This window comes from Serratia sp. AR11, assembly GCF_056376275.1.
The window spans coordinates 4671319-4695215 of sequence record NZ_CM150739.1 but is presented as its reverse complement, the minus strand read 5'-3'; the positions used below and the strand labels follow the sequence as shown (position 1 = coordinate 4695215).

Below are 23897 nucleotides of genomic sequence, written 5' to 3'. Positions count from 1 at the left end.
GAGCAAGTCAACTTGCCAAAGGGGAGCCGCTATCTTCAGCCTTCCGATGAATCTGCGTTGAAATTTGCTGCTGTGCGTCGTCGACCGTCGGTCGACAGAGTGCAGGGTCTTGGCGGCGGCTTGTCAGAGGGGAGAGCAGAGGAGGTTGAGGCTATTGTATTGTTTTAATACGGGGATAACACCGACGGCTCAATTCAGCTCGCCGTATTTCAAAATAACCTGTAAGGCTATATCAATCAGGGCTGAACGATGTGTGATTCAATCCTTTGCTTTTCCTTCACGCCTTCCAGTTTAAAATCTATATCAATATCCATGGAACACCACCTTATATTGATAATATAAGGGAATGACGCTTATTAGTAATAGAAGCCACTTTGGGTTAATGCAAAAAAATATCAGTTTAACACCGCTAATTAGGAATAATCTTAATTCTGGGTTTGCCAGTCTCCGCCTTTTGAGACAAGGGCTGAGCGCCATAAGGCGTTAGCCCCGCTGGCGCTTGGCCTGAGAGCGCCTGGCGTAGTGGCTGTCTTTTATTCTCTGACATTGGGGAATAATTGTTTCTAACATCCATCTTGCACTGATTAGGTTAATGCGATAGAAAACCTAGACAGATGTATTATCCCCCTTTTTAAGCGCGTTCATTAACTGGCTGCCTAAAGGCGCATTATATGAAGATTATTAAGCCGCTGCGTCTGAGCGTATTAAATCGACCTTTCCGCCAGCAGGGTAAAAATTATCTCGGCGTTTCTGTGATGGCACTGCTGGATATGGGCACAACGCCCCAGCTGCGTCCGGAAGTGGAATTATGGCAACTGGCGGCGGAAGAACTGCAAACCAGTGGCGGCGTCATTGATGTGGCCATTCCGAAAGTCCGGGCTGAATTTCTGGCGACGGGTAATGCTTATACCCGTCATCAGAAGGAAAAAAACAGCTGCGCAGTGCGCATTGACGTGGGCAGCCTCAGCAAGACCCTGGTGGCTTTTGGCGATCGTTTCTGGTCTGGTTCGCAGCCGACCCCGCCACGCAATTTTGAGTCGATGCGCCTTGACTGGAGTCGTGCTTTCGGCGGCGCAGGATACGAAGAGAATCCTCATGGTATTGGCGCCGTGGAAGAGCAGCACAACGGCGCGGCTTTTCGTCGCCTGCCGAATATCGAACCGCTACATCAACGTATGACCTCACCGCGGCAGCAGCCCGAGCCGGTAAGTTTTGGGCCGCTGGACATGACCTGGCCGCGTCGTTTTAAGCGCATGGGCAAAGCCTATGATGCCAACTGGCTGAAGAATGACTTTCCAGGCCTGGCCCGCGACGCCGACTGGCGTGTATTCAATGCCGCCAGCCCGGATCAATGGTGGCCGGAACAAGATGAGCTGCCACCTGAAGCCGAGTGGCGCATTTGGAATATGCATCCGGAAAAACCGCTACAGTCGGGCAAACTGCCGCCATGGCGGGCGCGCTGTTTTATCAATCGTCAGCGCGGGGATGAAACGCTGTTTGAAGAGATTAGGTTGCGTGCCACCACGGTCTGGTTCTTCCCGCATCGGCAACAGATGATGCTGATCTGGCAGGGCAGTTGCCGCATTAACGAGGATGATGCGGCGGATGTGCTGCAACTGATGCCGGCGCTGGAGAAAAACGGCGCCGCTCGTTCGGCCAATCACTATCGCAAAGTGTTGGCCCAGCGGCTGGATAAAGGGAAGGGGGCGCTGTTTGCCTTCCGTGAAAAAGATTTGTTGCCGGAAGAGCTTATCGGTCCCTGGATTGACAGCGAAATGCAGCAAACAGAAAGCCCGATGCAAAACAATATGCAAAACCGGGTAAGTAAAATACGCGAACAGCACCGCGCCAGGCTTGAGGCTGAAGGGCGGGATGTTAACGAGCTACTGGCGGATATGTCGCAGCCAGAGATGCCGAGGCTGGATGAACTGCCGGAGTTTGTCGAACGACTGGAGCGCCAGGCTGAGGAGATGAAAGCGCAGGCTGAGGCGCGCCAGGCTGAAGTGGAAGCCCGCCAGGGTGCCAAACAGGACTCGCGGCCGCGTGGCCCGGAATCAATGCACCGTATGCAGGAGATGCTGCATCAACATGCGGACAGCATGACGGCGAAGAAATTGGCGCAGAGCCGCGAGTCGCTGCACCAGATGTATCTGATGGCAGCCCAGCATCAACCGCCGGCGCAACGCATGACGGGGGATATTGCCCGGATTATTCGCCAGCGCGCTTCGAACACCATGGCGTGCGGAGGGGACTTTAGCGAGTTGGATTTCACCGGCGCGGACCTCTCCGGCATGGATTTTCGCGGCGCTAATTTCCGTAAGGCGTTGCTGGAAAGCGCCGATCTCAGCGGTTGTCAGTTGGACGGCGCTGATTTTAGCGAGGCGATGCTGGCGCGAACCGATTTGCGCAACAGTTCGCTGCGTGAATGCAATCTGACCAAAGCCAGCCTGGCGTTGGCCCAGTGCCGACAGAGCGATTTTAGCGGTGCCAACCTGACAGAAACCCAACTGGAAGACGCGCTGTTTGAAGACTGTGACTTCAGCCGTGCCACGCTAAAAACGCTATTGCTGCGCCAGGTCGGTATTAGCCATTGCCGTTTCCACCGTGCCGAGCTGGAGGAGTGTATCGTTATGAATTTAACGCTGCCGCAGCTCGATTTCAGCGAGGCCAGGCTGCGTAAGACCGTCTTCCAACAGTGCGAGTTGCAGGCTGCGGTCTTCAACGGTGCGTGGCTTGAGAGCTGTAACTGGGTGGAGAGCAAACTGCCGTACGCCCAGTTTAAAGCGGCCAGCCTGCTGACCTGCGCGGCCGTAATGGAGAGTGACTTAAGCGGCGCGGACTTTAGCGAAGCAACGCTGAAAGAAAGTAACCTGCGCCAGGCTTTGCTTACGCAGGCGAACTTTACGTTGGCGAAGGTGGAGAACAGCGATCTCAGCGAGGCGGACTGTCAGAGGGCGAATTTCACCCGCGCCAACCTGGTCGGGAGCCTGTTGATCCGCACTGATTTCCGCCAGGTCAATTTCACCGGAGCTAACCTGATGGGCGCACTGATGCAGAAAACCCAACTGGGTGGCGCGGACTTTACCGCTGCCAATCTGTTCCGTGCCGATCTGTCACAATCCTTTATTAATATGGAGACGCGGCTGGACAACGCCTATACCAGCCGGGTGAAGACGCTGCCGAAGCGGGATGAGGAACTGTCATGACGACGCTGAGCGCGGCAGAGCTACAGCAGAAAATAAAAAATGGCGAGATGATTAACGCCTGCAACCTCGATGGTCTCGAGCTGCAAGGATACGACCTGTCCGGCGGAATTTTTCAGGATGTCTCACTGCTGGGGGCGAACCTGCAGGCGGCCAATTTACATGAAACGGTATTTAATGAGTGTCTGTTGAATGGGGTGACGCTGAGCGGTGCCCGCATGCAGCAGAGCGTGTTTAACGACTGTGAAATGACGGCAATCAGCGCCTGCGACACGCTAATGGCGCAGTGCATCTTTAATCATTGCGAGCTTGGCAACGGCGATTTCTCCTGCAGCAGGTTCGATGCTTGCCAATTCATGCGCAGCCCGCTATCCGGCAGCACCTTCAACCAGTCCACGCTGGAACGTACTACCTTCTTCGAGAGCTCGCTGGATGAGGCGCAACTGGAGCAGTGCCAGTGCCTGCAGACGACCTTTTTCAATATTGACTTGCGTACTACCCGTTTGGGCCACAGTCAATTCGACCGTACGGTCTTTTTCAACTGCGATCAGCGTGGAAAAAACTATGCCCAGCAGCGTTTTAGCGGCTGTCAGTTTACCGATAATCAGCTCGACGCGGTCGATTTTAACGGGGCGCAGCTGACGCAGTGCAATTTCAAAGGCGCTTCGCTGAGAAAGGCTCAACTCCGTAAGGTGAACGCCAGCCAGGCGCTGTTTATGAGTGCGGACCTTACCGGAGCCAGCTGTCAGGGCAGTTTGTTTGATCAGGCGTTGTTTATCGGTGCCAGGTTACAACAGGCCGATTTTAGCCACAGCCGCCTGTTCCAGAGCATTTTGCAGCAGGTGAAGGCCGAAGACAGCAACTTTGCCCTGTGCGATCTGACCTACAGCGATTTCACCCACGCTGATTTACGCCGGGCCGATTTCCGCAGTGCCACATTTTCCCGCACCCGGTTCCATCGGGCGCAGCAGGAGGGAGCCCATTTTTCCGATCGCCGGGGCATCCTTGAGTATGACGAAGAGTTACTGTCTGCGGAGGCCTGGAGCCTTCAGCATCAGAGCCGCCGTTAAGGAGAGAAGATGAACAATATCAATCACAAACTGCTACAAGCGGCAGCACCGCCACTACAGAGTGCGGGGGTGGTGACCCACTGCTTTTCCAACGGCAGCCTGAGCGTGGAGAGTGAAGGGCGCGGCTGGCACTGCCGGCGTGCTACCAGCTGCGTTATTGCTCCTCAGACCGGGGATCTGGTGCTTATCACCAGCGTGGATAATCAGGTGTGGCTGCTGGCGGTGCTGGAGCGTGCCAACCCGGAAATGGCCGAACTGAGCGTACCGGGCGATCTGCATATCCGCAGCAGCGGCGAAATCAGCCTCAGCAGCGAAGCGTTACGCGTCAGCGCCAGCCAGGGTGACTGCCATATCAGCGAAATGCAGTACAGCGGCGATAAGCTTTCCGCCTGGGTAAGCCTTTCGCGCATGGTGGGCAAGCACAGCGAGTCAATCTGGCAAACCATCACCCAGGTGAGCCATAACCTGCTGCGCACTACGCGCCAGACGGAGCAGGTACGCGCCGGCCAACTGGATATGCAGGCTGAAGATTATGCGCGTCTGCATGCGCAAAATACCGTTATTACTTCAAAGGCAATCACCAAAGTGGATGCCGAACAGATCCATATGGGCTGAGGAGGCCGCGATGTTTGCCAACTGTCAACTGATGGGCACCGATTTGGCCTTTCCCGACGTCTGCATGACGCCGATGCCGACCCCAACGCCGATACCTTATCCGGATATCGCGCTTGGGCCAACGGCCGTCCCCAACGCGCTGAATATTCTGTTTATGGGCATGCCTGCCCACAACATGGCCACGGTGACGCCGCTGACCAACGGGGATAATCCCGGTGTTGCCACCGGCGTGGCGTCAGGCACCGTGATGGGGCCGTCGCGGCATCTCACCGGTTCCTTCACCGTGCTGCTCAAAGGCACTCCGGCGACGCGCCTGACCAGCGTCAGCCTGCAGAATTCAACCAATGCCGTGGGGATACGTGCGGTACCCAGCCAGTTCAAAGTACTGATGCTGGCACCATGAGTGGCAGAGCGGCATAACGCAGTCTTAGTTACAGGGGTAAGAAGCTATGTTTGACCGTATCACGGCAACAACGCCTGCGGGTGAGGGAACGCTGAAGTTCTGGAAACTTAGCGGAGAGGAAGTGGTTTCACGCTCATTTGAATTGAGCGTGACGATGCTCAGCACCAACGCCCGCCTGGACCGCAGGGCCATGCTTGGCCAGCCGATTACCCTGACTATCCCTACTCAGGGGCTGCTTGCTGCGCCACGCTATCTCAACGGAAAAATCACCAGGGTCAACGTTCATAGTGCGGATATTAATGGTGAGCGCTACGTGGTTTACACGCTGACCATGGAGTCGGACCTGTGGCCGCTGAAGCGGGACCGCAACCAACGTATATTCCAGAACCAGCGGGTGCCGGACATCATCAAAACGGTGCTCGACGAATATGGCGTGCAGATGGAGAACCAGCTCACCGGTAACTACCGCAATTGGGAATATTGCGTGCAGTACCAGGAGAGCAGCTACGACTTTATTTCGCGCCTGATGGAGCTGGAAGGCATTTATTTCTTTTTCCGCCACGAGTCGGGTAAACACACCATGGTGCTGTACGACGCCTCTCAGCAGCACCAGCCGTTTAGCGGTTATGAGGCCATTCCCTACCACGCCACTCCTTCCGGTGGCAGCACCAGCGAAGAGGGGATCGGCCAGTGGGCGATATCCGAGCGGGTGACGCCGGGGATCTACAGCATCGACGACTACGATTTCCGCAAGCCCAACGCATGGCTGTTCCAGGCGCGACAGAACCCAACCTCACCCTCACCGGGCCAGATTGACTACTACGACTGGCCGGGGCACTTCGTGGAGCACAGCCACGGCGAAACCTACGCCCGGGTGCGCCAGGAGGAGTGGCAGGCGGAGCATCAGCGCATCGACGCAACGGCTACCGCGCTGGGCATCGTACCGGGGTGTACCTTTGCCCTGCTCAACCCGCCGTTTGCCAGTGACGGCGGAGAGTATCTGGTGCTGAGTGCGCGTTACGATTTTGAAGAGAACAGCTACGCCAGCGGGGGCGAAGAGGCGGTGCATCGCACCGATTTTGTGGTGATCCCGGCGAGCACGTCGTTCCGCTCAGCGCAGCGTACCCCGTGGCCGCGGACCCATGGCCCGCAAACGGCCCGGGTGGTGGGGCCGCAGGGGGAATCTATCTGGACCGATAAATACGGTCGGGTGAAGGTGAAATTCCACTGGGATCGTCTGGCGAAAGGGGATGAAAGCAGTTCCTGCTGGGTGCGAGTGTCCAGCGCCTGGGCAGGCCAGGGCTTCGGCGGCGTACAGATCCCGCGAGTGGGGGATGAAGTGGTGATTGATTTTATCAATGGCGATCCGGACCGCCCGATGGTCACCGGCCGGGTGTATAACGAAGCCTGTATGCCGCCGTGGACGCTGCCAGCCGGTGCGACCATGATGGGCTTTATGACGCGCTCCAAAGACGGCCACAGTGACAATTCCAGCCACCTGTTCTTCGAAGATAAGGCGGGCTCGGAAATGGTGCAGCTGCATGCCGAAAAAGACATGAATATTTCGGTGGAGAACGATAAAACGGTGACCGTGGACGGCAATCGCACCACCACCATCCAAAAAGATCAGAAGGATGAGGTGTTCGGCAACGCTATCTTCCAATTCCACGGTATGCGCACCACGACGGTCGACAAACCGGAAACCAAAACCTTTAAGGACGGGGAAAAGGTCACTATCACCAATGGCCGGACGTCGGATATTACCAGCGGCGGAGAAACGCTAACCATTAAGGGAAAGCGGAGCATCGATACGGACGGTACAGAAAATCAACATGTTACCGGCAAGGTAACCCGCACCTATGACACAGGCATGGACTCCTTCCTCACCGGGGATCGCTATGACAAGGTCACGGGGAAACGCCATAATATCGTCACCCAGGACGTTACTGACGAAATCTTGGGGGGACGGGTACAAACCATCACCAAGGATGCCAAGACGGACATCCTGGGCAGTTGGAAGCAGACGGTGCAAGGCGGGGTATCCATCACCTCACCGAAAATGATCACCATCGACAGTGCGGAAAAAGTGAGCATCAAGACGCCGCATGCTTTTGAATACAAAGATCATAAAGAGTCCGCTTCCATGTTTTCCTTTGATTTCACGGCGGCGAAAATTGTTACGGAAGGCTATTCTATGAGCGTGACTGCGAGCGGCAAGCTCGGGTTGACCAATATGAAATTTGATAAGACAGCCTTTGATCTTACCACCACCGAGGGGCGTGTGGCTTTTATCGATGCGATGGCTCATGTCGGGAAGATAATGTCATCATTTAACGGTCTGACCATGTTCGGCTAAGGGACGAATCGATGAAGTTTGCGATTATTATTTCAGTGATTCTTACAGTAGGCGTCATTGCCTATATTGTTTATCTGTTTAACCGTGACCATAAAATCCAGACACTGGGGCGGGATATTCAGGCTCGGGTGGAGGAGGTCCATTACATCAGTTCAAATGATAACGGGAGCACCAACATAAAATACCGCCTTTCATGGCATGAAAAGGGGATGACCAAGCAGGTAGAAGGCAAGGAAACCATTCCCGCCTTTTACTCTTCAAAGGTCCAGAAAGGCTGTGAGGTTGAGATCAAGTATCTGGACGATGACCATATTTCGTTTGTTTTCGATAAGTAGATAATAAAACTTCTTCGTAAACAGAAAATTAAGATCATCGCCAGATTAGCGGCATGGTGTTATTCAGTCGCCTGCTGCTACCTCATCCAATGCCGGTGCGATGGCCGCATTGAACATGGCACCGTGATCCAGGCCTGGCCATTCCCGGAAATCTACCTTAAGCCCGTTCAGCGTCGCCAGCCGTTCGGCCAGACGCTGAGCGGCGTCGGCGGGGAGCGGTTGCTGTTTGATATTGGGCGGCGCACTACGCATTTTCTCACCGCCGCCGGTCCACAGCCACAGATGGGCGGAGATGGCGGGATGCCGTTCAATAACCCGCTGTGCTTCCTGCAGAATAAAGCCCTTTCCCCACCACAGTGAAGGTTCGACGGCGACGTAATTTTGGAATGCGGTTGGCTGGGTTAACAGAGTATGCAGAACGAACAGACCGCCATAAGAGTGCCCCCACAGCGTTTGCCGTTGAGAGTTAATGGCCACCTTCGCCGCCACTGCCGGTTTAATCTGGCTTTCGATCAATTTCAGAAAGGCATCCGCCCCGCCATTGGCCGGCGTGTAATCTTGGCTGCGGCTTTTGGCATCGATACGTAAATCATTGTCATAACTGAGCAGCACCAATACCGGCGGCTGTTTTTGCGCTGCAAGCCGGGCCAATAAGCTGGTATTCAACTCCATCAGCACCGCATTACCGTCCAGAAAGTAGATCGCGGGATAGCCGGCCGTCGGCGGGGCAATACGCGGCTGCGCTATGCGAATGCGATAACGGCGTTGGCCGTCCGCCGAAGTGATCGGCAGGTCGCTGAACTGGTAATCAGGCGAACTCGTATCGGCGACGGTCACGCCAATCTTACGTTCCAGATCGGGCCTGGCCTGCGCCAGCATAGGTGAGCCCACGCCGATAACCAGCATGATAACAAGGGTGAGAAAGCGACGATAAGAGGATGGCATGCTGGATTCGGTTTATGAGAAAAAGGGGATATTAGCATTACAAGAAATGATGTCGTCATTTCTTTTTCGCATTTTTTACCGTCATCAAAACTGTTACCGAACTTTGTCCCTGAGGAGTTAAAATATATCTTCCCGGTGTTGGTTTCTGAAAAACTGGCGGAGCAGATCCCTATTCTTTAGCCCGATATCCATGTTTACGGTCACAGTCAGGTTGTATGCGACTGTGGTAGTGTTACGAGCAGGTTTTTATTCTGTGCGCATCTTTCTGAGCAAGCAGGGAATATACAATATTATTGGAGAGAGAGTCTCTGATACTAAATAAGGAAATAAAATATGTTGGGAAGTAGTAAAGACATTGAGGGTGTTTGGTTTGCCGATCCGGCGAAAGGGAACATTCCGGTTCAACTTTCTGACATAATAAACGATGTATTATTGCCTGCCGGAATTCGCATCTCGGAACCCCAACGAGAATCTGAGAGCAGCGAATATGGCGCCTGTCAGTTTGAGGTGGAAGGTAAGCGAGCATTATTCCGTGTCGCCAATACGACTCCAACTAAGCTCGGGCAATTTGTTACTATGTGGAAAAGACCGCATATACAAGATGAGATTATGCCCATCGATTTTGACGATGGCATTGAGTTCGTATTGGTGAGCGTTTTTGATCATACTCATCGAGGATTCTTTATATTCAACAGACATGCGCTGGCGAAAAAAGGGGTCATGTCAGTTAAGGGGAAAGAGGGAAAAAGAGCTATCCGCGTTTATGCCCCTTGGGTTAAACCTGTTGTAAAACAAGCTATCACAACGCAAAAGTGGCAGTTACAGTACTTTGTCCCAGTCACTTCTGGTGAGGTGAATGCCAACAAACTTAAGGCGCTATTAACAATAGATAGCCTTTTCTAACCTTATTTTTGATGTCAGTTGCTGTTGTTGCTTACTGCGCCACGCGTAGAGCTGAGATTCATACAGGCTGAGTTCGCGGGCTGCGGCAGCAACACCGATACGCTCAGCAAGCTTCAGGGCTTCGTTGCGGAATTCAGGCGTATGTTGCTTGCGGGGCTTTTTGCTGGTTGATGCTGATTTTGTCATGAGTCACCTCTGGTTGAGAGTTTACTCACTTAGTCGCGTGTCCACTATTCGCGGGTAGGATCAGTACAGGTAGCCGTCGGCAGCTATGTACGGCGCTACTGCGTTTCAGGCATTAAGCTGATTTCCGGGTGGCTCGTAGGTTGATGCTCACCCCGTGTTGACGAGTGATTTGTTGGAGTACCTTCCCTCCACCCACGTGGCAACGGCAAGAGAGTTTGACGTGAAGCCATCCAGCTGTCCCTCACTTAAAAAGGCGTAGATCCCCGTTAACGAATAAGATTCATTTATTTTCCACCGCCCAAGTTACGGAAGGCCCACAATTCAATCGGTATCGGTATTTAAAAAGCGGGCTGTGTTATCAGATTACATAGCCCGTATTAGCCGGATTCTTATTAAACCAGAGGGTTAATAATGTACGCTACAGCGGGCAACAAGTCCTAACAGGGCAAGATCGCTCAGCGCTTTGGTTGGCGCAGTGCATCCTTCAGCAATGATGTGCATTTTCATGCCCTGTCCTTGTGGTGAAAGCGCCGTATGCGTGACACAATGTTGCGTCATCATGCCGATAAGATAGATATCAGTGATGCCATTATCGTGCAACAGTTGCTCAAGGTTGGTTTCGAAGAAGCTGTCCGCCTCATTCTTCATGATAACAGGTGCATCTCCCAGTGCTGTGGCAACATCTGGATGAATTTTTGCCCCTTCACTGTCAGGTTTGAAGAATGGTGCATCGACTGTTGCAATATGCTGAATACCTACGATCAACCAACCTTCTTCACGCGCTTTTCCAATGGCTTTAACTGCAGCTTTGCAGGCTATTTCAGACGCCTCAAGCGGAAAGGCACCGCCCGGGAAATAATCATTCTGAATATCGATAACGATCAGGGCATTTCTCATGATCAGTCCTTGGGTTTCATTTATTGGAGGGGGCACAGCGTAAACGTAAAAAACTAACCGTTAACCCCGGAAGGGACTATAACGCCAAAATGCGATTAAATTAGATAAGAAAATCAATGGCATCCTGGTTAATAGGTTTGCTTTTTGGCTAAGGTCTTTGGGTCCTGCGGCAACGACCCACGGTATTCAAATGAGATGCATGGCTTTCCAACCTAATGAGGAATGACAAGTATTGCATCAATCTCAAACTTCATTCTGTCTAAAGCAAGTCGTGGAACAGGAACCAATGTGCTGGCTGGAAGATTGTCACCAAATAACCGTGTGAGCTCCGTCTGGAGTTGACCTGCATCTTTCTGGTTATAGTCGACAATATAAACCTGAATTTTCACCACGTTTTCTGGCTTGGCACCTGAGGCTTTGATGGCGTGTTTCAGGTTTTGAAGCGCAATCGGTATTTGCTCTGCCACCGTTTCGCCTAGAACATTGCCTTCAGTATCGCTACTAAATTGCCCAGACAGGTATACTGTGCGCCCATTATTGGGCGCTACCACGACCTGAGTAAAACCATAGGCTGTCGAATCCAGCAGTGTTGGTGGGTTGATCCTGCTGATGGATTCGGCCTGAGTGACCGAGGCCGCGATCAAACCCAATGCTCCAATGCCAAATGTCAGTAAACTGTTCATATTTAATTTCCATTGTTAGGTTTAGTCAATTCGGGGGCTAAATTGCTTGCTTTAGGATAAAATCCTACGTTGTTTTAGACGGTTTAAGCTAACTCCTCCGATATTCATCACATTTATCAGCTTTCGACTGATTGCGACACTAAACCATTTTTCATATCGATAATAACCTCACATGCTTTTGGGAAAATATTAGCGAGTAATCGCCCAGCCTAAGCGATATTGTACAGGGGATATCACGCCATATGGGGCCACGGTTATTGAACCAAAAGCGGTGCGAGGGGATTATCTTTAGCCCCGGTACGTTACCTTTAATAAAGACAGCGCAATTGTCTGGTGTGTTGATTAAACGGTACTAACAGGTACACCGGTCACCGACCGATTCTGCATGACCTGATAGTGAGAATATTACTCCTACGCTGAGTAACATTAACAATGTTGCCTTGCAACACTTTCTCTGTTGAAGGCTCCATGCACCCTATGTCTGTTTGAACCAGGCATACTTTTTTGTTTAGAACAAATAGCGTACGCCCAGGGCAATTTCACTGGATACCAGGTGCGCCTTCATTTGTTCATCGCGTAACCCTCGCCCATTAGTGAAGTTGTTATAGCCACTCTCGACATCGCCCATGTCTATATAGCGATAACCCAAATCCACACTCACGGATTCAATGGGGGAATACGTCAACCCGGCACCTACAGCATAAGCCAGGTTAGTTTGCGTATTGCTGGCATAATCACGTGTCGTGGTAGCCTGCCAGCCGGAGGATTTTACTTTCGCAATCCCAAGACCCAGTGTCGCGTAAGCGGCAACGCGATGCCCCAGGGGATAGTCGCGGTAGGCGTTTAACATGAGCCGCTGTGCAGCAACATTGTGATGGTTAAAGTTGCCGGCGAAGTTGGTCGAGGTGCTGGTGTATTCGGCATTTTTCTTAAATACATACTCGCCTTCGGTGCGCCAGCCATTACCGTACTGATAACCCAGCGCTACACTGGCATTATAGGCCCGGTCCTTGTCATTCCCGGCGACAAAACGCCCAATACCCGGCAGATTGCTGGTTTCCATATTGTCTGCGGTTTGTTCTGCGTGCAATACTTTGAGTGCGCCGTAATAACCCGATGGGTTTGTGCTTGCTATTGCAGCATGAGGAGTGACACTCACCACTGCGATGACGAGATAATGAGTAATACGCATACTTCCCTCCTGGATTAAACACCCTTTACCGTCGCCGGTTCCTAGAGGAAATATAAGCATTTCCATTAAAACCAACAATGCGGGTAGTTACGTGTTTGGCTACGTAACTTTACGTAATGGCGATTGAATTACCCTAGCTCGCCATACACTTTAATTAGCCGCGCTACCGAATCCACCGCTAGTTTGTTAAACGCATTGGCACGGTATATTTCTATGGTGCGGGGAGACAACGATAATCGCTGGGCGATCGCTTTATTCGGCCTGCCCTCCATCAATAATAGGTACACCTGCCGTTCGCGTTCGGAGAGCGTAGTGAGCCTGTCCTGCAGGACATTCTTTTTTTGATATTGCTCGCACAGGCCACGATGATGGATCAGTGCAGCCCCCACGGTCTCAATCAACAGGTCGGCATCCACTGGTTTGCTGAGGAAATCAAAAGCGCCAAGCTTGAATGCACGGCGGCATTGTTCAACGCTCGAATTGTCGGATATCATGATCACCGGTAGGCTGATCGGCTGGCCGCGCCACTCCTCCAGCAGCATAAACCCGCTTTTACCCGGCAGGCGAGTATCCAGCAACAGGCAACCGGACGCAGGATTTACCGATGCGCTGTGGTGTTGAAAGCTTGACACATTCTCATAGCTGTCAACTTGCCAGCCCAGGGTGCTCAGTAATTGAGTGACTGAAAGGCGCAGCGCCGTGTCATGAGCAATGATGTAGATACGTTGTTCCATCATACCTCCTGCAGGTGCAGAGGCTTACGCTAGATAAAATGTGGATTCCGGCCGAGCCAGAAGGTGAAAAACACCAAAACCTCTGGGCACAAAGCCCAGTTTCCTCATCCGTGACGGTCACTTTGATCCCTTATATCTGACGGGGCTACTGTTATTTTACAAAGAACACCGGTTATATTGCTGACCTGTAGATAGGTTTTACACTGTTGTCGGGAGTATGATCCTCCTATAGCATTCAGTTAAGTAACCCGTTATTGCCGGTGAAATTGAGTTATATTAACTCCGATGATTTATGTGAGTGCACCATTTCCATATATGACTGAATAAGCTCAGCGATTGCACCTGGCTATTACCTCATACCAGAGAGGAACGAAGAACCTGCTGCAGGAGAACAATATGGTTCAACCTTGGCGAGTAAACTCTCGGATATCGTTTCAGTCTCAGCTGACGCGATATCCGGTTATTTTACCGGTGTTTAATCTCTAACAGCCCAGTTTTTCAGTCTGAGCGCTGATAAAAAATGGCCTGCAACGGTATACTAGCTCGCGTAACAGTCTAAAATGTGTTCAGAGCGCCAGCGCCCCCACATCTTACCAGTAATATTTTACCTGACAGGGTTTCTGCTCTATAAGTTCCTGACGAAAATAACTAAACGTTCACCGGTTAGCATCCCCAGCAGGCCAAGCAACATCACAATTGGCGGCGCCGGTGGCCGGGTCCCCAGCAGGGAGTATACGCCACCGACGATGAGCCCCAGGGTAATAGATAATAGATATTCTCGCATAATGCACCTCTATATTTAAAATCCAGAATGTTCCCGTTGAATATATTATTGCCCGAAGTGATTGTCGATTTTCGAGTGATAATGTTTAATGCAACTTCATGGCGATATTTCCGTATGACTCCTGTCTGGTCTGCCATTAATATTAATCGGCAGCGGATATTGTTAGGAAATAACGTCATCTATCACCCAGGGCTAGAAGCAACGACCATACTGCGCCGACAACCAACCCAAAAAATACAGATAACAGATATTCACGCATGTATTCACTTGATGAGTTAGCCTACAGATGAAGCGCGCTTCTTTTCCCTGAGGATGTTGTTTATGGCAGTGGCTAGTTTTGCTTTCATGGGGGCGATTTCAGACCAAAGCATATCGACAATTCTGTCGCCGGCCTTATCTGGGGTCCCACAAGCATAAGGGGGGTTAGGGTCGTACTCAAGTAACAATGTTATGGCCTTGGCTGCATCCTCGCTGATCACTTTAGCCACGACTTCCAGCCCGAAATCGATACCAGAGGTGATCCCCCCTCCAGTAATTCGGTTGCCGTCAACAACGACACGTTGGTTAACTACGGTTGCACCTAGCATCGCTAGCTCGTCACGTACTGACCAATGGGTCGTCGCTTTTATCCCTTTCAACAGTCCAGCAGCGGCGAGGATCAGTGATCCGGTACAGACCGCCGTGATGTATTGGCTGGTAAGACTTTTTTCCCGGAGAAAAGACAAGACTGCTTCGTCCTGTATCATTTCGACGGCGCCAGGCCCACCGGGGGCGAATATGATATCGAGATCGTCGGGGCAATCGATAAAAGTACAGTTCGGATTGATGGAGATGTTCGTATCAGTTTGCACGGGGGTAAGCGTTTTCCAAACGAGATAGATGTCAGCGTATTGGCTAAATACTGTCTCTGGTCCGACTAAGTCAAGCAGTGTCATATCCGGATAACATAACATGGCGATCTTTAGTTTTTTCGTATTCATATTTCTATACTCCTATTTACCACGGTGTTGAGCTCTTGGCACAGAATGACTCTGAGGTAATGGATCACGTTTTCCCAGGGAAACGACACTCTGGCTTGCCTATGCTTGCATCAGAACACCTTCAATAATGCTGGCGGTGTCAGCTAACCTTTTCGTCGTTTCTTCATTAACACCTATCTTAAGTCGATGGATCGTATTCATTGTCTCCCCACTTTTCTCAATGATCTTGTTGGTCCCGTTTTACGTCGTATCCCAGAGGCAGGACAAACCGATGGTGGTATCGACGAATGGGGACTTAGGCCGATGGTCATGTTCATTTCTTGCACTCAGTATGTAGACCGATCTCTATAATATGAATTCAACGATGAATGTCAATCTTGAAATCAGACTTTAAATGACCTCTGTTTCTGGTGCCTGAGTGTAGATATTCCGGCATTAGCAGAGCGAAAGCCTTGGGTAAGTGATTGATGCACCGGTTATTCCTGATGAAGAAGGGATCATCGACGGGGGGCAGGTCATTTCACCTGCGCTTAAAGCTGCTGAATTTCGTGCTGTTCAGGTGTAAGAGCATTACCAACGGCTCAATACCCTGACGTTCCTGTTTATACAGCCGTATCCATTTACGTAAATGGTCAGGGAAAGTATGGCACTGGATACGTTAAGGAGGGGTGTCCATCACATCACTGCAGTTTTAGCAGGACGACAGCTTTCCAGATGCAGTCCTGCTTTGAAAGTATTATAGGTATATGATTTTTTTATAATTTAAACTTATTTAACGTTAAACAGATAACGGATCCCAGCACTTCATCAACAGGCTATCAAGCCAGTTGTGCGGCACGGGCCATGTGCTCTCGGGCATGGGCGATACCCGCATCGCGACCCTGTGGTTTGATATCGATTCCTTCGGCATAGATAAATTCAACATCGATGATCCCCATTAACCCCAAAACAGCGCGTAAATAGGGGGTTACAGTATCCGTTGATTGCCCTTCATGCACACCACCACGGGAACTAATCACCACTGCTCTGACGTTTTCTACCAGCCCCTGTGGGTAGGTTTCTGTATAACGGAAAGTTTCTCTGGCGCGAGCCACCAGGTCGAACCACTTTTTTAAATCTATCGGGACATTCAGGTTGTACATTGGCGCACCGATGACCAGTAAATCGCTTGATTTTAATTCACCGATCAGAGTATTCGATAACGCCACTCCCTCTTGAATAGCAGGATCTGAGGTATCTCCGCCGCGCAGGGCGGCAAAAAGTGATTGACTAAGTTTCGGCAGCGCGAGAGCAGTAAGATCACGTTCAATGAGACTGTCAATGTGCCCTGCCTGCTTCCGCTGCGATTTAAATTCATCGATCAGTTGGTTTGTTAGCGATGCATCTCCATTGATGCTTGATTTCAAAATCAATACGTTACTCATTAGATATTCTCTGGTTAACATTCATTACCCATAGAATATCATTATGTTTATTTCCTCATTAGTGACATTATGTCTATTGATTGTATCCATAAGGGAACCAATTGATGCGTACCGATCTTAAAGGCATCTCTGTTTTTGTCGCTGTTGTTGACTGCGGTAATTTTGCGCAAGCAGCCCAAAGTTTGAACATAACGCGTTCTGCTGTGGGGAAAACCATAGCACGTCTCGAAGAGCGACTCAGTGTCACGTTATTCCAACGAACCACCCGTAGCCAGACCCTGACTGAAGAAGGTGAGATTTTATATCAGCAATCGCGTATTGCGTTGGACTGCATTCGTGAGGCTGAAGATGCTATACATCTGGGTAAAACCTTGGTACAGGGCCGTCTCAGGATCAGCCTGCCGGTATTGTTTGGCCAGCACTGCGTTGCACCAATCTTGCTTGCCATTGCCAAGAGTTACCCACAACTAAAACTCGAACTCTCTTTTAACGATCGACAGGTGAATCTGTTTGAGGAGGGGTTCGATCTGGCTGTTCGCATAGGTGAGTTGGCAGACTCAAGCTTTTTGCAGGCCAGACGATTAGGTCATCACGGAATGATTCTATGTGCTTCCACTCACTATCTGAAAACCCACCCGGTACCCCGCAGGTTATCAGAACTAAAAGAACATCCTGCCATTGGATATCAGCTTGGGGGGAAGGTTCTAAACTGGCAGCTCAGAGATACGGAAGGAAAGGAGATCGATTTTCGACCTAATACGGTCCTGGCGGCGGATGATCTTGTCGTCATTACAACGGCAGTCATCAGTGATCTCGGAGTGGCATGGCTTCCGGACTGGCTGGTTTCAAAAGAAATCGCACAGGGAAAAATTCAACAAATTTTGCCAGAGTGCACGAGTTTGAAGTTCGCCATAAGCGCCGTCTGGCTGGAGGCCGCATGGATGCCACAAAAAATCCGCATTGTTATTGATGAGTTGCTGACTAAACTTCCTGAACAGATAGTTCATATTCCCCCTTTCGGAACTAGCCAGGTTAATTAATGCCAGCAATATAAATCAACTTACTGCAACGGCTAAACATCTTCATGCTGAAATGGATGCAGCCTACGCCTGCGTGAACAGGGTTTTAACGTTGGCCGTGACTACAGAACGCCCTGAGCCTGGTCGCAAAAACGTCTTGGACATCACCGTTATCCACCCAGTGGAAAACAGGCAGTAGTCGCAGTTTAATCCAGGGGCATGGAATACGTGATGGCCTGGCGACGTGGCTTATCTTCTCATTGACCAGGGGGGGATATCTGGCTATCGTTTTCTAACCTGTCACTCATTTAATTCAGAGCAAGCCCTGAAGCCATTTCACCTGTCGGCGAAGGCGAGCAGCAACGACCATATTGTGCCGACTACTAACTCAAAAAATACAGATAATAGATGTTCACGCATGTATTCCCTTGATGAGTTCGCCTATTCAGGAAACCAGAATTTTTCTATCCAGCATGTTGTACATTGCAGTGGCTACTTTTCCTTTGATTGAAGAGATTTCAGGCTAAAGTAGGATGACGATTTTATCGCCGGCTTTATCTGGCGTACCGGATGCACAAGGTGGGGCAGGGAGTATTCAAGAAACACCATTATGGCATTGGCGGCATCCGTACCCAGCACTGTGATGTATTGGCGGGTAAGACTTTTTCCCGAATAAAGGACAAGACCGCTTCGTCCTGTATCATTTCAACGGCGGCCAGGCCCACCGGGGGGAATATGATATCGAGATTGTTGGGGCAATCGATAAAAGTACAGTTCGGATTGATGGAGATGTTCGTATCAGTTTGCGCGAGGGTAAGCGTTTTCCAAACGAGATAAATGTCGGTGAATTTGCAACGTACCGTTTGTGGCCCGAGCAAATCCAATCGCGACATATCAGAGTAACACAGCATAGCGACCTTTAATTTTTCTGTATTCACATCCCTATGGTCCTGACTTTAACACTTCATGCTAAGGTTACTCTTGTTGAGCTCTTGGCACAGAATGACTCTGAGGTAATGGATCACGTTTTCCAGAGAAACGACACTCCGGCTTACCAGCGCTTGTATCAACGCACCTTCAATTAAGGTGACGATAATGTCAGCTAACCGTTTTGCCGCGCCCTCCTCAACGCCTATCTTCAGTAAATGGCTCGCATAAATAGCTTTCCAACTTTCGTAAACGTCCAGGCAAGCTTGCCTTAATCGTGAACTGACCTGTGACGCTTCGGCAGACACCCAAAAACACGCGGGTGTACTACTGTTGAAATCACACGTCTGGAAAAACGAGATGGTGGAACGGACAAAGTTCACTACGCCTGTTTCGAAGCTGGCTGTACTCAATGCTTGTTCAATAGTTACCGACACATCTGTTTTTATCCGTTCTATACACGTGAGGGCGATCTCTTCTTTTCCATTTGGGAAGAAATAGTAAAGCGAACCTTTAGGGGCCCCACTTTTCTCTATGATCTTGTTGATCCCCGTGGCGTTATAGCCTTGGTGTAAAAACAGGCCCATGGCGGTATCAACGATCTGTGTTCTTCGGTCGATAGTGCTGTTCATTGTTGCATTCCTTTATGTAGACCGATTTCCATAATATGAGTTCAACGCTCAATGTCAATCTTGTACACTGTCCAAAAAGACGTCCCTCTCAGGGAGGGGCGGAGCGGGTATTCGCGCAGCTGGCATAATCTGGTTTGCCATGCCGGTTTGTGTAAGATCCGTTACCCTACAATGGCCTATCATCATGAACAAGATCGACAAGGAGTGTCAGATGAAAAATTTACTCTTTTTATTCGTTATCATATTGTTATCCGGATGTTCAGGCCCTTTAGGCGGAGCATGGGGCGTTATACCGCAAAACACTGATGTGTGCCCCCAGGGGCGAGATGCGGTCTCCGGCGTATGCCGATGACAACGCAAATTGAAAGAAAGACAACCTGATAAATCAACCCACTCTCACTGAGAGTGGGTTGATTGAGCGAAAAGTCTATACACCCGCTTCTGCATCAATGATCATCTTTAATGCCAGAGACAGTTTTATTATGCCACTGTCCTCCAGATAGTGGCCCTGATAGGTTTCAAACCTGACATGCGTTTCAAGAACATAAAAGGCTCGCTTGGCGCCATTAAAGGCCTTTTTCCAGTCAATGACTTTTTCGTCGTTTAATGGATATAGTGCATTTTCTATTTGTCGAAAATTAGCAATAAACTCACGGACGACATATTTTAACAACTCCAAGTTTTTTTCTGTAAGCGGTTCTTCATGTTCTCTATTTCGATAAAATTCCTGCATGGTTCTTTTCAATAAGAGATAATCCATAAACAAATTGCTGTGCAAATTACTTGGTTTATTCACCTGTGTGCTGATGATGAAAGGCAGCTCTCTATGCTGAACAATATAATGGTAAAGACCGTTGATCGCTGCTGTTGGTTTCACATCCAGGCTACGTAATATTTCATCAACTTCGTCTTTCAGGTCCTTATCTACTTTTACGCCGATTTGTGCTTGCTCACCCATTATAATATCCTCATTATAATAAATGATTACTTATGATTTTACTCATAAATAATATTTAATGTGGCACTGGTATTTATTTTTCCTTTGCCCGCAGACGATAGGTTATAGGGAAAGTAATAAGCACCCAGAGTCATTGTGAACCGATCATCTAAGGTGTCGCCCACTGCCGCATGAAACAGGGAGGTTGCATTGCCTTTATGGGTACTTGAGGTTGACATGCGCAGGGGCGTTGAAGGTGCGTTTTGCTGGGCAAGTCGAATGCCGATACCTTTGGCCGAGCCGCTGCTGGTATCGATCATAACGCTGTTATCCGAGGCCAACAGGTTATTGCTCGATAAAAACATCTCGATGCTTCTGTCGGCTGTCCCATTTTCTAGCCTGTTCTCACATCGTATGTTCAGGGTAAAGGGGGTGTATCCAGGGCGTATCTGGTCGGCCAATTGGACAATGCCCAAACGTGGCAACTGCACCGCCAGGCCGGCATTCTCAAACAGGCAAGTGGTAGCTTTAGGTGTGTAGATAATATTTAGCGGTTGCATGTACATATCTCGTTGGTCCACAGGCCAGCCATTGCCCGTCAGCCAGGATAAAAATTTACCTGCCTGCTTGATAGGCCAGGTGATGGTCTCCCAAAGTGACATTCCGCTCCAATCGGACACCATCATCGAGTTATCAATGTAATAACGATCTTTGGCTGTGGTACTGCCGGATTTTTTCACCAGCGTTGCCTTGACGGTATAACCGATATTGAGCTCGGTTGCCGAATGTTGGCCCTTTTCCGCCAGAGTAATTTCCCCTTTCTCAGGTGCGGAGGTTTGGATCTTAATCCAATGTTTGCCATCACCAAAGCCGACAACCAACGTGTTGCTGGCCGTGTCTGCAATGGGGGAGAAATAACCCAATTTGCTGTTTTTTCCTGAGCAATTGAAGGTTCCTGAAAATTGTGAATGAACCTGTCCGCTCCATTCAGGCGAATTGGCGCTGAGTTTATCTGACAGATCGATTGCGATGGCACGTGCTGTTCCCAGCGGATTGCCGTAGCACTTTGCCTGACTTTCACCAGCGTACAAACCGGCAAGTAAAATAGATAAATATAATGCTTTCATATTGACCTCAATCACACGGAGTCAGTGGCAAATTGCTTTGTTCACTGTTGTATTGTCGACGGTAGTCAGATCGATGACGCACTGGCGTGCATCCCCCCGGTTGAGTTTGACTTCGAGGTGTTTCGGCATCTGTTCACTCTTGATATAGAGCACGCTGGCCTGGCCGACATAACCGACCGGGAGCCCGGTTTGGTCAACCACCTCAGTACCGAATGGCAGGGGGTTGCCGTCGGGGAAGCTGGCGGTCAGGGTATAAGATTGGCGCAGGTCGGTGGCAAATTTGACGCGATTAACTGCACCATAGAACGGCACGATATAACCGACGTTGTTGGCAATTTCTGCGCCGGAAGCGTCGTTGGTGTCTGATAGCGTGAGTGTGTTTTGGCGATACGGTGTGGCGTAGGGAACCAGTGCCAATCCGTTCCGGTTGGTGATAATACTTTCATCGCCATTAACCATTAGGCCAGCGGCCTGAGGAGCGTCGACGACTGTCAGAGTGTGGCCAATTTCATTGGCGGCCAGTAAATCCCAGGGAATAGCGACCAGGCTGCCGCGCGCGCTAAGGCCCGCTTGCCGGTAATCACTCGCTTCGCTGTAAGACGCGCCGAGTGTCGAAAGTGACGTACGGTAACTGGCGCTCACGCCGGCCATGTTTTCACCGCCGGGCTGATTGGCGCCGGACAGCGTATAGCTCAGCTGGTTGGCGTCGCCGGACACACCGCTGACGCTGAGCTGGCTCTGTTGGTAATGGCTGTCTGTCATCGACAGGCTGCTGCTCAAATAGGCGGTGTGTTCGAAAGCATCGAAGGGCACATTGATCGACAGGTAATACCGGGTTTCTTCTTCGTGGCTGTCATTACGAACACGGCTAGCGGAGAGATTGTAATCCACTTTGCCGAAGGTGTTGGAATACCCCAATTGGTATTCGCGGCTATTGCCCTGTTCGGTCCAATAATCACGTTGAGTGCCAGAGAAAAACAGTGTGCCCAGATTGTCGCCTAGCCGTTGGTTCAGGCTCAGGTTAAAGGTATTACGTGGGCGGGCCGAACGCAGCGCATCCAGTGTATTCATATCCAACGGATCTCCTGACCAGTCTCCCGGTGTGTTTGGCATATCGGGTTGCCGATCGGCCAGTTGGCGATAACCGTCGTGGGTATAAATAGCATCGGAAAAACTGTAATAGCCCTTGGTCGAATAACGGTATGCCGCGAGAGTGAAATTGGTGGCGGTAGTATCCAGAAATTTACTGTAGGCGATTCGGTAGCTTTGCCCGCTTTCGCTCCTGCCCGGGAAATGCGCGTCCGCTTGGGTAATATCCACGGATACAGCCCCAAAGGGCAGGTTCCAGCCGCTTCCCAGCAGATAGGCACGGTAATCATCGCTAATAAGTGTGCCGGCATAACCGGTAACCAAATTGTTGAAGCCGTATTGCAACGAACTTTGCAGGAAATCTGGGCTGTAACGAGTATTGCTTTGCTTGACCTTACCGGCCAACAGAACGTATTTGGCGAGCCCCGGCTTCAACATATTCGGCACTGCGGAAAAGGGCACGGTGAAAGACTGTTCACTGCCGTCCGCTTCTTTCACGATCACCAGCAGATCGCCACCGGAACCGGTGGGTTGAATGCTATCTAGGCTAAAAGCACCTGGCGGGACGTTTTCCTGGTAAATCACGTTACCGCTTTGCATCACTTTTACCAGAGCATTGGTTTGCGCCACGCCGTGAACCACGGGTGAAAATCCCTGTTGGGAATTGGGCAGCATGTTGGTATCGGAAGCCAGTGAGATCCCCCGCAAACGGATAGAGTCAAACATATTGCCAGGTGAATAGAAATCGCCCCCTGTTAACGTTGAGGTAATAGATGAAAACCCGCGTTGCAAATAACGGGTATTGTTCCGCCATTGGCTGTCGCGGCCGGAATAATGTGAAAAGGTACTGTTATCTCGGAACTGCCAGCCTTCAAGGTTAAAGCCTGAATTCAATCCGGCGTATAGATCGTCCCGAGTGGCGGTATTACCGGTTTTAAATTGTGAACGGTAGTAGGTGGTATTGTAGGAAAACAGCAGGGCGGATTCGCCCTGTTGCCAGAACTGCGGATCAACATAGCCGTTTTCCGCATGAATAATATGTGCCTGCGGCACCGACAGCTTCATGCTGAGCGTGTCGGTTTCCTGTGTGATACTGCCGCCTTGAACCAGTGCGTTTAGGGGCAGAAGTTGCGTGGCCTTTTGCTGCTTGGGCAAGGCGGTGAGATCGATTCCCAGAACGGCGGCATCTTCATAGCGCATCGCGATCTGTTCAGGCAGTTCCCCCAGATGCAGCGGGAAACGTCCCTTCCAGTTGCCGTTAACATAGATATCAAAGGTATGTTGCCCGGCGGGGAGATCGGACTGGCGATAAAAGCGTGAAAGGTCGGCTTCTTGCGACGCGCCCGCCAGTAAACGGGTGTCGAACTCGACGGCTCCTGCCCGATTAGCCAGCAGAATTGATGTCAATGTCAGCAGTGAAGTGAGGGTTTTATTTATCGTCATCGTTGCTTAACCT

21 protein-coding genes and 2 pseudogenes are annotated in these 23897 nt (G+C 50.6%); 8 read left to right on the top strand and 15 right to left on the bottom strand.

Annotated features, from left to right (window positions below; all coding sequences use genetic code 11):
• Positions 1 to 671 precede the first annotated feature (671 nt).
• Genes ACSOSI_RS22160 through ACSOSI_RS22135 form a run of 6 tightly spaced genes read left to right on the top strand, consistent with a single transcriptional unit; the run spans position 672 to position 7982 of the window.
• Positions 672 to 3206 carry a DUF2169 family type VI secretion system accessory protein gene (locus ACSOSI_RS22160; protein ID WP_476706171.1) on the top strand — a complete coding sequence of 845 codons (2535 nt, stop codon included), beginning with the start codon at positions 672 to 674 and terminating at the stop codon, positions 3204 to 3206.
• Complete coding sequence (locus ACSOSI_RS22155) at positions 3203 to 4273, top strand: pentapeptide repeat-containing protein (RefSeq protein WP_476706170.1); 1071 nt, start codon at positions 3203 to 3205, stop codon at positions 4271 to 4273. The genes ACSOSI_RS22160 and ACSOSI_RS22155 overlap by 4 nt, the downstream gene beginning before the upstream one ends.
• 9 nt (positions 4274 to 4282) lie before the next feature.
• Complete coding sequence (locus ACSOSI_RS22150) at positions 4283 to 4888, top strand: DUF3540 domain-containing protein (RefSeq protein ID WP_012146888.1); 606 nt, start codon at positions 4283 to 4285, stop codon at positions 4886 to 4888.
• 10 nt (positions 4889 to 4898) lie between these two features.
• Complete coding sequence (locus ACSOSI_RS22145; RefSeq protein ID WP_012146887.1) at positions 4899 to 5291, top strand: DUF4150 domain-containing protein; 393 nt, start codon at positions 4899 to 4901, stop codon at positions 5289 to 5291.
• Positions 5292 to 5337: 46 nt separating this feature from the next.
• The gene (locus ACSOSI_RS22140; protein ID WP_476706169.1) at positions 5338 to 7647 is read left to right on the top strand and encodes a type VI secretion system Vgr family protein; all 2310 of its coding nucleotides are present in this window, start codon (positions 5338 to 5340) and stop codon (positions 7645 to 7647) included.
• 11 nt (positions 7648 to 7658) lie between these two features.
• Positions 7659 to 7982 (top strand): hypothetical protein, encoded by a 324-nt coding sequence (locus ACSOSI_RS22135; RefSeq protein ID WP_012146885.1) that lies wholly within the window; start codon positions 7659 to 7661, stop codon positions 7980 to 7982.
• Between the two features lie 63 nt (positions 7983 to 8045).
• On the opposite strand, the gene ACSOSI_RS22130 is transcribed toward ACSOSI_RS22135, so the two are convergent.
• Positions 8046 to 8927 carry an alpha/beta hydrolase gene (locus tag ACSOSI_RS22130; protein ID WP_476706168.1) on the bottom strand — a complete coding sequence of 294 codons (882 nt, stop codon included), beginning with the start codon at positions 8925 to 8927 and terminating at the stop codon, positions 8046 to 8048.
• A gap of 333 nt (positions 8928 to 9260) precedes the next feature.
• On the opposite strand from ACSOSI_RS22130, the gene ACSOSI_RS22125 reads away from it, so the two are divergent.
• A complete protein-coding gene (locus ACSOSI_RS22125) occupies positions 9261 to 9830 on the top strand; it encodes a MepB family protein (protein WP_476706167.1) in 570 nt (189 codons plus the stop codon).
• On the opposite strand, the pseudogene ACSOSI_RS22120 reads toward ACSOSI_RS22125, so the two are convergent.
• The 9 genes and pseudogenes from ACSOSI_RS22120 to ACSOSI_RS22080 form a co-directional block, all read right to left on the bottom strand.
• Positions 9831 to 10016 (bottom strand): annotated as a pseudogene (locus tag ACSOSI_RS22120) (transposase); the annotation flags it as partial.
• A 405-nt stretch (positions 10017 to 10421) separates the two neighbouring features.
• Positions 10422 to 10913, bottom strand: coding sequence for an isochorismatase family protein (locus ACSOSI_RS22115; RefSeq protein WP_476706166.1), 492 nt, complete (start codon positions 10911 to 10913; stop codon positions 10422 to 10424).
• Between the two features lie 212 nt (positions 10914 to 11125).
• Positions 11126 to 11596: a RidA family protein gene (locus tag ACSOSI_RS22110; protein WP_476706165.1), complete on the bottom strand. Its 471-nt coding sequence runs from the start codon at positions 11594 to 11596 to the stop codon at positions 11126 to 11128.
• 508 nt (positions 11597 to 12104) lie between these two features.
• Positions 12105 to 12788, bottom strand: coding sequence for an outer membrane protein (locus tag ACSOSI_RS22105; RefSeq protein WP_476706164.1), 684 nt, complete (start codon positions 12786 to 12788; stop codon positions 12105 to 12107).
• Positions 12789 to 12916: 128 nt separating this feature from the next.
• A complete protein-coding gene (locus ACSOSI_RS22100) occupies positions 12917 to 13525 on the bottom strand; it encodes a response regulator transcription factor (protein ID WP_476706163.1) in 609 nt (202 codons plus the stop codon).
• Positions 13526 to 14147: 622 nt separating this feature from the next.
• On the bottom strand, positions 14148 to 14306 hold the full coding sequence (locus ACSOSI_RS22095; protein WP_476706162.1) for a DUF1427 family protein: 159 nt from the start codon (positions 14304 to 14306) through the stop codon (positions 14148 to 14150).
• A 275-nt stretch (positions 14307 to 14581) separates the two neighbouring features.
• Complete coding sequence (locus ACSOSI_RS22090; protein WP_476706161.1) at positions 14582 to 15286, bottom strand: DJ-1/PfpI family protein; 705 nt, start codon at positions 15284 to 15286, stop codon at positions 14582 to 14584.
• 533 nt (positions 15287 to 15819) lie between these two features.
• Positions 15820 to 15923: pseudogene (locus ACSOSI_RS22085) on the bottom strand (transposase); the annotation flags it as partial.
• Positions 15924 to 16104: 181 nt separating this feature from the next.
• Positions 16105 to 16710, bottom strand: coding sequence for an FMN-dependent NADH-azoreductase (locus tag ACSOSI_RS22080; protein ID WP_476706160.1), 606 nt, complete (start codon positions 16708 to 16710; stop codon positions 16105 to 16107).
• Positions 16711 to 16814: 104 nt separating this feature from the next.
• Here ACSOSI_RS22080 and ACSOSI_RS22075 point away from each other — a divergent pair, with 104 nt between their 5' ends.
• Positions 16815 to 17750 (top strand): LysR family transcriptional regulator, encoded by a 936-nt coding sequence (locus tag ACSOSI_RS22075; RefSeq protein ID WP_476706159.1) that lies wholly within the window; start codon positions 16815 to 16817, stop codon positions 17748 to 17750.
• A 587-nt stretch (positions 17751 to 18337) separates the two neighbouring features.
• Here ACSOSI_RS22075 and ACSOSI_RS22070 read toward each other — a convergent pair.
• The 5 genes from ACSOSI_RS22070 to ACSOSI_RS22050 all read right to left on the bottom strand — a co-directional run bounded on the left by ACSOSI_RS22070 (position 18338) and on the right by ACSOSI_RS22050 (position 23884).
• Complete coding sequence (locus ACSOSI_RS22070) at positions 18338 to 18667, bottom strand: type 1 glutamine amidotransferase family protein (protein ID WP_476706158.1); 330 nt, start codon at positions 18665 to 18667, stop codon at positions 18338 to 18340.
• 18 nt (positions 18668 to 18685) lie between these two features.
• Positions 18686 to 19288: a TetR/AcrR family transcriptional regulator gene (locus ACSOSI_RS22065; protein ID WP_476706157.1), complete on the bottom strand. Its 603-nt coding sequence runs from the start codon at positions 19286 to 19288 to the stop codon at positions 18686 to 18688.
• Between the two features lie 427 nt (positions 19289 to 19715).
• The gene (locus ACSOSI_RS22060) at positions 19716 to 20246 is read right to left on the bottom strand and encodes a type II toxin-antitoxin system RelB/DinJ family antitoxin (protein WP_476706156.1); all 531 of its coding nucleotides are present in this window, start codon (positions 20244 to 20246) and stop codon (positions 19716 to 19718) included.
• A 38-nt stretch (positions 20247 to 20284) separates the two neighbouring features.
• Positions 20285 to 21352, bottom strand: coding sequence for a fimbrial protein (locus tag ACSOSI_RS22055; RefSeq protein ID WP_476706155.1), 1068 nt, complete (start codon positions 21350 to 21352; stop codon positions 20285 to 20287).
• Positions 21353 to 21373: 21 nt separating this feature from the next.
• Positions 21374 to 23884 carry a fimbria/pilus outer membrane usher protein gene (locus ACSOSI_RS22050; protein WP_476706154.1) on the bottom strand — a complete coding sequence of 837 codons (2511 nt, stop codon included), beginning with the start codon at positions 23882 to 23884 and terminating at the stop codon, positions 21374 to 21376.
• Between the last annotated feature and the right edge of the window lie 13 nt (positions 23885 to 23897).